The 12,248-nt window shown below is 51.5% G+C and carries 14 protein-coding genes; 9 read left to right on the top strand and 5 right to left on the bottom strand.

Translation table 11 applies throughout. The features are described 5' to 3' along the window. The first annotated feature begins 20 nt into the window (after positions 1–20). Positions 21–899 carry a cytochrome c oxidase subunit 3 gene (locus tag ACXAGR_RS05790; protein ID WP_474848644.1) on the top strand — a complete coding sequence of 293 codons (879 nt, stop codon included), beginning with the start codon at positions 21–23 and terminating at the stop codon, positions 897–899. 21 nt (positions 900–920) lie between these two features. On the opposite strand, the gene ACXAGR_RS05785 is transcribed toward ACXAGR_RS05790, so the two are convergent. Continuing rightward, complete coding sequence (locus tag ACXAGR_RS05785) at positions 921–1,130, bottom strand: DUF2909 domain-containing protein (protein WP_303572462.1); 210 nt, start codon at positions 1,128–1,130, stop codon at positions 921–923. 30 nt (positions 1,131–1,160) lie between these two features. Between ACXAGR_RS05785 and ACXAGR_RS05780 the strand changes: the two genes are divergently transcribed. Genes ACXAGR_RS05780 through ACXAGR_RS05755 form a run of 6 tightly spaced genes read left to right on the top strand, consistent with a single transcriptional unit; the run spans position 1,161 to position 5,612 of the window. Next, positions 1,161–1,871 carry an SURF1 family protein gene (locus tag ACXAGR_RS05780; protein WP_474848642.1) on the top strand — a complete coding sequence of 237 codons (711 nt, stop codon included), beginning with the start codon at positions 1,161–1,163 and terminating at the stop codon, positions 1,869–1,871. A 5-nt stretch (positions 1,872–1,876) separates the two neighbouring features. Beyond that, positions 1,877–2,434 (top strand): hypothetical protein, encoded by a 558-nt coding sequence (locus ACXAGR_RS05775; protein WP_119503146.1) that lies wholly within the window; start codon positions 1,877–1,879, stop codon positions 2,432–2,434. Positions 2,435–2,448: 14 nt separating this feature from the next. Next, a complete protein-coding gene (locus tag ACXAGR_RS05770; RefSeq protein ID WP_474842179.1) occupies positions 2,449–3,450 on the top strand; it encodes a COX15/CtaA family protein in 1,002 nt (333 codons plus the stop codon). Continuing rightward, positions 3,443–4,360, top strand: coding sequence for a heme o synthase (cyoE, locus tag ACXAGR_RS05765; RefSeq protein WP_474848640.1), 918 nt, complete (start codon positions 3,443–3,445; stop codon positions 4,358–4,360). Before ACXAGR_RS05770 ends, cyoE begins: the two co-directional genes overlap by 8 nt. Then, positions 4,357–5,004 carry an SCO family protein gene (locus ACXAGR_RS05760; RefSeq protein WP_474842176.1) on the top strand — a complete coding sequence of 216 codons (648 nt, stop codon included), beginning with the start codon at positions 4,357–4,359 and terminating at the stop codon, positions 5,002–5,004. Before cyoE ends, ACXAGR_RS05760 begins: the two co-directional genes overlap by 4 nt. A 5-nt stretch (positions 5,005–5,009) precedes the next feature. Then, entirely contained in the window at positions 5,010–5,612 is a 603-nt protein-coding gene (locus tag ACXAGR_RS05755; protein WP_119503142.1) for a GNAT family N-acetyltransferase, read from the top strand. Here ACXAGR_RS05755 and ACXAGR_RS05750 read toward each other — a convergent pair. Next, positions 5,609–6,694 (bottom strand): polysaccharide deacetylase family protein, encoded by a 1,086-nt coding sequence (locus ACXAGR_RS05750; RefSeq protein WP_474848638.1) that lies wholly within the window; start codon positions 6,692–6,694, stop codon positions 5,609–5,611. The genes ACXAGR_RS05755 and ACXAGR_RS05750 overlap by 4 nt on opposite strands. Positions 6,695–6,715: 21 nt before the next feature. Here ACXAGR_RS05750 and ACXAGR_RS05745 point away from each other — a divergent pair, with 21 nt between their 5' ends. After that, positions 6,716–8,044: an MATE family efflux transporter gene (locus tag ACXAGR_RS05745; protein WP_474848834.1), complete on the top strand. Its 1,329-nt coding sequence runs from the start codon at positions 6,716–6,718 to the stop codon at positions 8,042–8,044. Here the strand turns inward: ACXAGR_RS05745 and ACXAGR_RS05740 are convergent. Next, positions 8,001–8,285 (bottom strand): hypothetical protein, encoded by a 285-nt coding sequence (locus ACXAGR_RS05740; RefSeq protein ID WP_349590763.1) that lies wholly within the window; start codon positions 8,283–8,285, stop codon positions 8,001–8,003. The genes ACXAGR_RS05745 and ACXAGR_RS05740 overlap by 44 nt on opposite strands. Further along, positions 8,245–8,823, bottom strand: coding sequence for a Fe-S biogenesis protein NfuA (gene nfuA / locus ACXAGR_RS05735; RefSeq protein WP_119503141.1), 579 nt, complete (start codon positions 8,821–8,823; stop codon positions 8,245–8,247). Before nfuA ends, ACXAGR_RS05740 begins: the two co-directional genes overlap by 41 nt. 126 nt (positions 8,824–8,949) lie before the next feature. Here nfuA and ACXAGR_RS05730 point away from each other — a divergent pair, with 126 nt between their 5' ends. Next, the gene (locus ACXAGR_RS05730) at positions 8,950–11,538 is read left to right on the top strand and encodes a M14 family metallopeptidase (protein WP_474848636.1); all 2,589 of its coding nucleotides are present in this window, start codon (positions 8,950–8,952) and stop codon (positions 11,536–11,538) included. Here ACXAGR_RS05730 and ACXAGR_RS05725 read toward each other — a convergent pair. Beyond that, a complete protein-coding gene (locus ACXAGR_RS05725) occupies positions 11,527–12,195 on the bottom strand; it encodes a ComF family protein (RefSeq protein WP_474848634.1) in 669 nt (222 codons plus the stop codon). The two genes, ACXAGR_RS05730 and ACXAGR_RS05725, sit on opposite strands and share 12 nt — an antisense overlap. Positions 12,196–12,248: the final 53 nt, after the last annotated feature.

The following is a 12,248-nucleotide window of genomic DNA, read 5'->3' as shown; positions in this document are numbered from 1 at the left end:
AGGCCGGAAGGAGAGTAGCCATGCAACAAGAATATCAACGGTATTATGTGCCTGCACAAAGTCCCTGGCCCATTGTCGGGGCGGTAGCCTTATTTCTGATTGCGGTGGGAGCCGGCAACACCGTCATTGAAAGTACCAAAGGGGAAGGCGGCTACGGGCCGCATGTTCTGGCGGCGGGCATCGTCACGTTGCTGGTGATGCTGTTTGGCTGGTTTAAAAATCAGATTGATGAATCCATGGGCGGATTATACAGCGATCAGCTTGGCCGCTCTTACCGTCAGGGTATGAGCTGGTTTATCTTCTCAGAGGTGATGTTTTTTGCTGCCTTTTTCGGGGCACTGTTTTACGCACGTATGATTTCGGTGCCATGGCTCGGAGGCGCCTCGAACAATGCGATGACCAATGACGTACTGTGGCCGGCCTTTGAAGCCATGTGGCCCCTTGTTACCACGCCCGGGGGCACGACCACTCAGGAAATGAGTGCCGCCGGATTGCCTACTATCAACACCATTATTCTGCTGATTTCATCCGTAACCCTGCACTTTGCTCACGTGGGCCTTGAGCAGAAAAAACGCAAACAGTTGACCGTGATGCTGGGCGTAACCATATTACTGGGACTGGGTTTTCTGACACTGCAAGTCGAAGAATATATCCATGCTTATCAGGAGCTGGGTCTGACACTGCAGTCCGGCGTGTACGGCAACACCTTTTTCATGCTCACCGGCTTCCACGGAATGCATGTGACGCTGGGTACCATCATTCTGATTGTTTTGTTTTTAAGGGTGCTGAAAGGGCACTTTACACCCAAAAGCCACTTCGCGTTTCAGGCCGGCAGCTGGTACTGGCATTTTGTCGATGTGGTTTGGGTAATGCTGTATCTGTTTGTGTATGTGCTTTAAGTGACTGCGCACCGGCCCGCCTCAGTAAGGGGCGGGATTCGGACTGATAAGTCCGGTAGCCAGTGCGACAAGGATCAGGGTAACAATGATGACAGAAGTTAAAACACGGCGGCCGATGTATTTGCTCATAGGTTCGCCGTCAGGGTCATCTTTCATCATTACCCGCATGGCGAGAAACAAGTTAGCGATCATGTAAATCACTAAGCATACAAGGACGATTTTTATAATCATTTTTTTCTCCGTCAATAAGGGGAGCCAATTATGAATCAGGCAAACCGGTTCCGTTCCTTACCTCTCGCTGTGGTGGTACTGACAGCGGTTATCTGCATGATTTCGCTGGGCTTCTGGCAACTCGACCGGATGCACCAGAAAGAACAGCGTCTGGCTAGCATAGCGCAAAAAAGCAGCGAAGGGTCAATCTCTCTCAGTCAGCTGGATCCTGTGCGGGAAGATATCCGTGATTATCAGGTGGGATTTAACGGCCGCGCAGATATAACTCAGATCCTGTTTCTGGATAACAGGGTGGAAAACGGGCGCGTGGGGTATGACGTTATCGTGCCTGTACATAGCAGTGAAGGCACGGTGCTGGTGAATTTTGGATGGGTGGAGGCGCCGTTAAGCCGGAATGAACTGCCCGGAGTGGATGTAGAAAGCAAGTTCCAGCACTTCCATGGCCGTATAACTATGCCGGGACACAATCCGGTGGTGCGCGAAACGCTGTCGTCTGATGCTACGTTTCCCGTGGTGGTGCAGGCGCTGGATATCCCCTTTATCCGCCGCCTGACCGGACAGCCTCTGCAACCCTTTGTGGTTGAGTTAACTGCACCGGAAAAAAGTGCGTTTGTCCGCAACTGGCAGCCCGTTGTAATGCCGCCGCAGAAGCACCTGGGTTATGCCATTCAATGGTTCGGGCTGGCCATCGCTGCGGCTGCAGTCAGTTACTTTTCAATGAATTCGAATAAAAAAGGATGATCAGTATGGCAGGAAAAAACAGCAAGTTGACTATGTTAGGCGTTGCCGCCGTATTTGTACTTCCGGTTATGCTGGCAAAGCTGGCCCTGGACAATCAGTGGTTTACCAATGCAGCCACTAACAAAGGAGAGCTGCTGCAGCCTGTGAGGGATCTGACCCCGGTGTTTGCCGCTGAAAAGCCTAAATGGCGCATTGTGTACTCTGTGCCGGAGCAGTGCGATGCCGCCTGCCAGAATGCGATTTACAGTATTCATCAGGTGTGGATTGCCCTTGGCAGGGAGACTGACAGAGTTGAGGCAACGGTACTGCTTACCGGTAACAGTGATGCCGCCATTGCTGAGAAGTTGCAGTCAGAACAAAACCTGCATGTTGTAAAGGTGGCAGACAGTCGTCAGCAGGCAGCGCTTAATGTCAGTGATGCAGGGTCTATTCTGCTCGTCGACACCCTGAATAATGCCATGCTTCGTTACCCCACCTTTACCGACAAGCAAATGGCAATACAGCATAGCCGGGACATTCTGGCTGACGTGAAAAAACTGCTGAAACTGTCACGTATCGGATAATCCGGGAGGCAAGCATGAGAAAGTTAGTCCTGTTTAGTCTGATCCTCGCGGTGGTGGTTATTATTCTCGGGGCCTACACGCGGCTCACCGATGCCGGGCTGGGCTGTCCTGACTGGCCGGGATGCTACGGGTTGCTCACCGTTCCGTTACAAGACCACCATGTTGAGGCGGCGAATGCCGCTTTCCCCGAACGTCCGGTAGAAGCGGCCAAAGCCTGGAATGAAATGATTCACCGTTACTTTGCCGGTGCACTGGGTTTATGTATTTTTACTATCGCTGCCATCGCTGTGAAGCAGCGTCACAGCGGCCGTACCGTACGCCTGCCACTGTTGCTTGTTGCACTGGTTATCTTTCAGGCTGCCCTGGGCATGTGGACGGTGACGCTGAATTTACTGCCGGTTGTGGTTATGGGGCATCTGCTCGGCGGCTTCACCATACTGGCGTGCCTGTTTTTACTGCATCTCAAATTACGGGAGAGTAAACGAAAGCCCCGGCGTATTAACAGCATCACCAAATTTGCACTGTTTGGCATGGCTATTCTGCTGATGCAGATTGGCCTCGGGGGCTGGACATCAGCAAACTATGCCGCACTTGCCTGTACTGACTTTCCGGTGTGTGAAGATGGCTGGGCCTCCAGGCTCGACTTTTCCGGTGCATTCAGTGTGCCTTATGCCGAAACCTACGAATATGGCGCCCACGGATACGGTGAACGCATGACAATGCATATTGTGCACAGAGCCGGCGCGGTCATTACGTTTTTATATTTACTCTGGCTCGGCTTCAGGCTGTACAGCCGGGAGGTGGCTGCGCCGGTGAAAAGTGCCGCGCTGCTGCTCATCGGGGTGCTGATGATTCAGGTAACACTGGGCGTAAGCAACGTCGTGCTGAGTCTTCCCGTCATTGTGGCCGTTGCTCACAACATCGTCGCTGCCTGTTTATTACTGGTAATGGTATGGATCACTTATCAGGTGTCCCGCTATCAGGGTGATCCGCAACAGGGAGGAGCACATGGCTAAATCTGTTTCTGTTCATCAGCGCCGCTTAGCGACATCTCAGCCGGTCAGCTGGCGTGACTATTATGAGTTAACCAAGCCTAAGGTGGTTATGCTGCTGTTGCTCACAGCCCTGGTCGGTATGTGCCTGGCCACCGAGTCGCTGGTGCCGGCAAATGCACTTATTGCCGGTATGGCGGGGATTGGTATGCTGGCCTCTTCTGCAGCGGTAATTAATCATGTGGTTGATCACCGCATCGACGGCATGATGGCCCGTACTGTCAACCGCCCGGTCGTGAAGGGTAAGGTGAGTGTATCTCAGGCGCTGTTTTTTGCCGCTGTACTGGGGCTCGCCGGATTCGCATTACTGTGGTTTTTCGTGAATGCCCTTACTGCCATGCTCACACTGGCCAGTCTGGTCGGGTATGCGGTTATTTACACCATGTTCCTCAAGCGGGCGACGCCTCAGAATATTGTTATCGGCGGACTGGCAGGTGCGGCACCGCCGCTGCTGGGCTGGACAGCGGTAACCGGCGAGATCCACGCCCATGCTTTGTTGCTGGTACTAATTGTTTTTACCTGGACTCCCCCCCACTTCTGGGCGCTGGCGATACACAGGCAAAAGGACTACGCACGGGCCAACGTGCCTATGCTGCCGGTTACCCACGGGGAATCGTTCACCAAAACCTCGGTGCTGGCTTACACCGTGCTGCTGGTTCTGGTGTGTTTGCTGCCCTACCTTACCGGTATGTCTCACCTAATTTATCTGGCGGGATCGCTGGTATTGAATGCAGGGTTCTGTTTGTGGGCATGCAAGTTAAAGTTTGCGGCTAAGCCCGACACGGCAATGAAAACATTCCGCTATTCTATTTACCATCTCATGTTATTGTTTGTGGTGCTCTTAATTGACCACTACTTACCCGTAACACTATGACTCAAAGAACCTTAACCGGCATCATCGCTGTGGTAGCGTTGATCGCCGGCATTGCAGGTGCCCTTTATATCGCTCCGCCTTCCGGTGAAAGCCGGGCACCGGAGTACTTTCAGGCTTATCCTCAGCCCAAACCACTGGACGATTTTTCTCTTACAGATGCTGACGGACAGCCTTTTACCAGGGAAAATCTGACCGGCGCCTGGACATTAGTATTTTTAGGCTACACTTATTGTCCGGATGTGTGCCCCACAACGATGGCGTCTTTAAATAAAATATGGCCTGAACTTTCGTATATAAAACCCGGGGCTAATACTCAAGTACTATTTTTGTCTGTAGATCCCAAAAGGGATACTTTTCAAAGGCTTAAAAGTTATATAAGTTTTTTTAATAAAGACTTCATCGCTGCAACCGGTCCGCACGCCGAAATATTCCCCCTTGTCAGGAACATGGGATTGATGTACTCATTAACTGAGGACACTGATAAAGCTGACTATCTGGTCGATCATAGCGCGTCGGTGGTTCTCATCAGCCCCGAAGCGGAAGTGCTCGGAAGGTTCAAACCAATAATGGAGCCCGGGAAGTTAGCGATCATAGACAGCGAGCAAATTCTTGCAGATATGCCTAAGGTGGTTATCACCCGGTAGTATTCATGACAGTAGTAGTACGTCAGGCAACCGCAAGGGATGCGACTTATGCGGTGCCGTTGTTACTGGATGCGGGAGAGCATTTACTTACGAAAATATATGGGGACGGCGACCGTGATACGGCGTTTGCTTTCCTTTCAGCGGCCTGGCTTCGCGGCACGGGACAATATGGTTTTGCCAATCACTGGCTGGCGTGTATAGAAGACGAAATTGTCGGCATTATTTCATGCTGGCACGACAGCCTTCCGCAGCAATTTGATCGGGATACATTGACATCGATTACCGATTTCTTTGGTCTTGATGAGGCTATTGATGTGGTGATGCGAAGTCAAACTTACACCATCGCGCTTAACCCGCCTATGGTGCTGGAAATGTCTATCGGACATCTGGCTGTGGCAGCCGGAGCCAGACGAAGTGGTGTTGCCACCATCCTCGTCAGGTACATGGAAAACATGGCACGTGAACTGGGCAAATTATCTCTCGTCCTGGACGTAGAGGAACACAACACCAGAGCCATCGATTTCTATAAATCCATGGGCTTCAAATCAAGGCAGGGGATCCCGCCTTTCATTCAATTCACTAAAGGTATTGCGCCGGTTATCACTTAATCCGGATAGGTGCCGTCTTCGCCGGAAATAAAGAACGGTTGCGAAAACCAATAGTAGCGACCGTTCTGCGAATTCGACGGTGCGGTACAGTTAATACGTGAACGGCCAACCGGCAGCACGGTATTCAGCGTGTATGACAAGGTTTTGCCGTTGATGTTAACCGGCAGTGATTCACCCTGGTAGTAACAGGCGGCGCGGGTTAAGCCCACATCGTCGCTGTTAGTGGTGAACGACAGTGTTTCATCGATGACTCTGGCAGTGCGCTCAGGGTTATCGATATCGTTGTGTGTCACCGGCATACCCAAACTTGCAATTTTCACTTTCAAAGGCGCCATATTGGCAAAACGGCCAGCCGCGGGAAAGCGTGGTAATGCGGTAAAATCACTGTAACTGCTGATGCCGCCGGAATGCTGTCCGAATCCGGTGTATCCCTCTTTTGCCAGTTTATCAGCCAGTGTTTTATTGTATTCACCGAAGGGATACGCCAGGTATTTCAGTGACTCACCGGTTTGTGCCGTGAGTTTCTTCTCCGCTTCTTCTACATTTTGCCATACCCGTTCTAACCAGGCCTCTTTGGACTCATCCTGCTGACGGTCCAGCATGTGCAAATGGTCCAGTGTATGGTTGGCAAAATCCACACCGTCTTTGTGCATGGCTTTTACATCATCCCAGCTTAACTGGTTTTTCAAGCGGCCAATTTCATCAGGATTGATAAATACGGTGTAGGGAAGTTTCAATGACTGCATCACAGGGTGACCGTTTTCAAGAATATTCCGGTAGCCATCATCAAAGGTGACCGCAACGGCATTTTCCGGCAATGTCTGCTTGTTTTTCAGCGCTTCTGTAATGTCCTGAAGGGGCATGACTTTGTAATTTTCCGCCAGCCAGGTCATGTGGGTTTTAAATTGTTCAGGTGTAACACTGGTGCTTGCCGGCGTGTCTTCAGATACGTGGTGGTAAAGTAAAACCACTGCACTGTCCTGCCCGGCAGCGGCCGCAGATTGTGCCATCACTAACAGCGTCACAACGCTGGCAAACACACCTTTTCCCCACTTCATTGCGCGGTTTCTGATAAGCTGCATGCATATTCCTTAAACTGTGTTATTTCCGTTTTGACCACGACCGCCACTGCTGGCTGGCCAGCCCATAAAACCTTACTGGCCATCGCTTTTCCCATGATCCTGGCCAATATTACCACTCCCTTACTCGGGCTGGTTGATACGGCCGTAATGGGGCATATGGATTCATCTGCCATGCTGGCCGGTGCATCTATTGGAACATTGATCCTCACGCAAATCTACTGGGTGTGCGGCTTTCTCAGAATGTCGTCCACTGGCCTGAGTGCACAGGCAAAAGGCGATCCTAAACAGCCCGGCTTACTCTCCGCAAAAGTACTGTGGCAAACAGGCGCGGTTGCCTTCGTTGCCGGCTTACTTATCGTTGCTCTGCAAGTGCCTGTATTGCAGGCAGGGCTTGCGTTAGCCTCATCCGGTGCTGAAGTGGGTTCTTATACCCGGGAGTACTTTAATATCCGGGTATGGGGCGCACCGGCTGCGATGCTCAACATGGCATTAACCGGCTGGCTGGTAGGTCAACAGAAAACCCGTCATGTGTTATGGATTCAGGTGGCAGGCAACCTGTTGAATGCTGCGCTGGATATTCTGTTTGTGTATGGCCTTGATATGTCTGTTGGTGGTGTGGCGCTGGCCAGTGTGCTGGCTGAATACACCATGATGTTATCGGGCGTGGTGTGCGCCCTTAAGCTCACTACAGGGTGGCGTCCGCAAGCAGACTGGTTTAACCGCGCAGCACAAAAAATTCTGCTGAAGCTTAACAGCGATATGTTAATCCGGAACCTGGCGCTTCAGGTCTGCATTGCATTTCTGACCATTCAGGGGGCGAGGATCGGTGAAACCGCGGCAGCGGTGAATGCCATTCTCATGCAGTTTTTCGTGTTAATTGCACTGGGGCTGGACGGCGTTGCCTATGCTGTTGAAGCGCTTATCGGCGAAGCGGCCGGCGCAAATGACAAGGAACGCCTGGGCGGGCATGTGAAGCGGGGATTATTCTGGTCTTCGGCTTTTGCCCTCGTGTATGCCGCTTTGTTTTACCTTGCCGGTAATTTTATTATCGCATCTCTCACGGGGATTGCTGCGTTGCAAACCGCTGCGCAGGCTTATTTGCCCCTCATGGTGTTGTTGCCGCTGGTGGCACACTGGTGCTTTTTCTTTGACGGCGTATTTGTTGGGCTTACCCGCTCAGACGCCATGCGAAATACCATGCTTGTCAGTGCGGCTTTTGTGTTTTTTCCGGTTTGGTGGGTGTGTCAGTCACAGGGGAATGTGGCGCTCTGGTATGCTATGCTGGCTTTCCTGCTGGCGAGAGGTATCACTCTCGGTTTCGTTTTCTGGCGGCGGGATTCATCACTTTAAGACGTTGCCAAAGTATGGCCAGATAGCCACTCATGGCGATGACAAAACCACTGAACAGAACAATAAGCGAGATAAAATACAGCGCGGGATGGTAAGAGCTGATGGTCATCAGCGCCGTGGCACCCGCGATAAAGAGTGCCAGGCCTGTTTTGAACCGTCGCCAGCTGCGGTGTAGTGCAGTCAGCGACGCGTCAGACGGATTAATAATACGAGTGCTCGCCGGCTTCGTGCTCGGTGGCATCACGCACACCTGTCAGTTCTCCCGGGAACTGTTCAAGCAACTGCTTTTCAATCCCTTCTTTCAGGGTGACATCGACCATTGAACAACCGTTACAGCCGCCACCAAATTGCAGAATGGCGAAACCTTCTTCAGTGATTTCAAGCAATACTACTTTACCGCCGTGGCTGGCCAGTTGCGGGTTAACTTCCGACTCAATGACATAGCTTACACGGTCAACCAGGGGCGCATTGTCGTCCACTTTTCTGGCTTTTGCATTTGGCGCTTTCAGAGTGAGCTGAGAACCCATCTGGTCCGTCACGTAGTCAATCTCTGCTTCTTCCAGAAACGGCGCACTCTCTGCGTCAACAATGGCGTCGAATCCGTTGAAGTTTAAACGGATGTCGCCGGGTTCAACAGCAGACGGAGGACAATAAGACACACCGCATTCCGCTGTTGAGGTTCCGGGGTTAACCACGAACACTCTGATGTTCGTCCCGGCATCTTGTTTTTCCAGCAGTTTTGCGAAGTGAGCCTGTGCGTCTTCTGATATATTGATCATTAACAAATCCTACGTTGCATCGTGATAGCGCATATAATAACAAATTTACCTGACTAAAACAGTCAAGTATTGCATGCTTTTATACAGGTGTGGTCAAAAGTACAAAAAACAACAGGAAAAAGAAAAATGGATTCAAGTTTCAGACGCGCAGGAAAATGGGTGTTCGCCCTTTTTGCTTTTGTCGTGTATTCAGCATCAGCAGCACCGGTATTTAAAGATACCGGAGGTAAACCGGTTACCGCTTATCTGCCGGCAAATACCAGCTATGACCCTGCTATTCCGACCCCTGAATCTTATCTTGGTACTGAAGTGGGTACCTGGCATGTACGCCATGATCAGCTGGCCGGGTACATGTATACTCTGGCAGCAGCATCTGACCGCATCAGCATTGAAGAAACCGGCCGCACCCATGAAAACCGTCCGTTATTGCTGCTCACCATTACTGCACCGGAAAACCGCAGTAAGTTACCGCAATGGCGGGAAAACCATCTTAAAACAGTGAACAGCGGGGCTAAAGCCGCAAAAGATGCGCCTCTGTTTCTGTACATGGGATACAGCATTCATGGAAATGAGCCTTCCGGAAGTAACGCTGCACTGGTCATGGCGTATTACCTGGCCGCAGCGCAGGATGAAACGGTAACAGATTTGCTCAGCAAAAATGTCGTGTTGCTGGATCCCTCATTCAATCCTGACGGTTTGTCCCGTTTCGCACAGTGGGCAAACATGCATAAAAGCAAAAATCTTGTCGCTGACGGAGAAAACCGGGAGCACAAGGAAGACTGGCCTTCCGGCAGAACGAATCATTACTGGTTCGACTTAAACCGTGACTGGTTATTGCTGACCCATCCTGAGTCACAGGCGCGGATCAAACAGTTTCAGAAATGGCGTCCTCATGTACTGACCGATCATCATGAGATGGGGCCGGACAGCACCTATTTCTTCCAGCCCGGTGTGCCGTCGCGGAAAAACCCGAATACGCCTGACGGCAATGTGAGGCTTACAGAAGCGCTGGCAGCTTTTCACGCCAAAGCGTTTGATGACGCAGGTCAGTTATACTTCTCGGAAGAAGGTTTTGACGATTTTTACTACGGCAAAGGTTCATCGTATCCCGATTCCATGGGTAGTATCGGTATTCTGTTTGAACAGGCAAGCAGCCGCGGACACGTACAGGATACGGTGAACGGAGAGCTGGCCTTTGCACAAACTATCCAGAACCATGTGACTACCAGTCTGAGTACGATTGCCGGTTCGCTGGCCAATAAGCCTGCTATTCTGAATTACCAGAATACATTTTTCTCTGAGACGGCTGACGCGATTGATAAGGATGAGCACTTCGGGGCGATTGTGGCTATGCCGGATGACAGTGGCCGTAAAGAGGCTTTACTGTCGATCCTCAATCAACATGAGATCCAATACAGTTACGCAAGAGATGACGAGGAAATTGATAACAAGCGCTACAGCAAAGGCAGTCTGGTTGTGCCTTTTAATCAACCAAAATACCGCCTGGTAAAGAGCCTGTTTTCTACCCGTCAGCAATTTGCTGAGAACACCTTCTATGACGTATCTAACTGGAATATCGCGCTGGCGTTTAATCTTGATTACGACGTGCTGAGCAAACGTGCCGGGCGTGGCATCAAAACGGAAGCCGGGCCGGTGAAAATGCCGGTACCGCTCGTTGATGGTGAAGCGTACGCCTATGCATTTGAATGGAAAAGTTACTATGCGCCGGCAATGCTGCAACAGCTGCTGGAAAACGGGGCCACAGTGCGCAGTGCTGAAACGCCCTTTACCGCCAAACTGACTGATGGCCGGAATCGTGATTTCGCAGCCGGAACCATTATTGTGCCCACACCATTATCACAGCCTGATGATCTGCTCAGCCTGTTACAGGATACGTCGGCCTTAACCGGTGTGGAAGTGTTTGGTATAAAAAGCGGACTGACGCCGCAGGGCTCGGATCTTGGCGGTCGTACCCTTGCACCGGTAAAAGCGCCATCAATTCTGCTGGTGGGCGGTAACGGCACCAGTTCATCGGAAGCCGGAGAAATCTGGCACTATCTGGACACCCGTGTAGGCACCGCGCCGGTCATTGTGGAGCAGGACCGTCTGAGCACTATCCGCCTGGCTGACTACTCCCATATTATTTTCGTCAGTGGCAGTTACAGTGGTCTGAGCGACAAGCTCAACAATGATATCAGTGACTGGGTGAATAATGGCGGCGTGCTGATTGGACAGAAATCGGCGGTAAAATTCTTTGCACAAAAAGGCTGGCTGGATGCGGAAATCGTATCCCGCGATAAAGTCGACAGTGTTTTTCCGGTAGATAAGCTGACCTATGCAGATAAATCTGCGCTGGGTGCCAGTAAAATTATTGCCGGAGCCGTGTACGAAACCGGTATTGACCCGACTCATCCCATTTTCTTTGGTTACACGGGGAAAACACTGCCGGTATTTAAAACCAGTAATATGATTGTGCATGCTGACGCCGACCCGTTCACCAGGCCCGGTTACTATTCCGGCAGTCCGTTGATGGCCGGATTCAGTGCAAAACAACTGGAAACCATGATTGGCGGCACGGCATCTGTGCTGACTCAGCCGAAAGGTCGTGGCGTGGTGATTGGCTTTACTGACAACCTGCTTTTCCGGGGCTACTGGTATGGTACCGGTAAGCTGATGTCAAACGCGATCTATCAGTCAGGCCACTTAGTCCGCTAAGGGGAACCGGCAGGTCAGCGCCATCACCCAGACTTCAATGATGAGGTCGGGGTGATGTTGGCGCAGCTGTCCGGCGAGCACATTAGCCGTCGCGCCGGTAGTCATAACATCATCAATGATGGCTACGTGGCGAAGTTCCTTGCAGGGCCTCACCCGAAAAGCGCTGTGCAGGTTATGCATCCGGTGGTCCTTTTTCAGCGTGTGTTGTGATCGTCCGCCGGTGCGGCGGGCCCAGTCAGCGATGACCGGTCTGTCTATCCGGCGTCCGATGTGACGGGCCAGTTCTGTTGCCTGGTTGAACTGCCGGCGAAAAAAGCGGTGTAGTGGTACGGGAACGGGGAGTAAGGCATCCGGTAATAGTGTGTCTTCATCGATACACTGTGAGGTGAACCAGTTGCCAAGAATTGCCGGGCTTATCTGACAGCGCCGGAATTTCATGGCTTTGATAAGCTGGTCAAATGGCCAGCGATATTCTCCGCAGGCCCTTAACGCACTGTAGGAGGGCGGTAAAAATTGCTGGCTGATTTTTTTGTAGCGCAGTAAATTACCCTGATAGCCAAGCTGCAACAAAAAGCGGGTATCAAATTTGCAGAACGTACACACAGGTACGTCACTGTACTGATTACACAGCAAACAAGCTAAGTTGGGAAGTCGCATGGTTAAGTACTCTGTCAGCCCGGCAGTGGTGCTCTGCAGCGGCAAAATTGGAG

The sequence above is a fragment of the Alteromonas sp. ABH4_457 genome (assembly GCF_056160625.1).
This window is presented reverse-complemented; position numbering and strand designations above follow the sequence as displayed.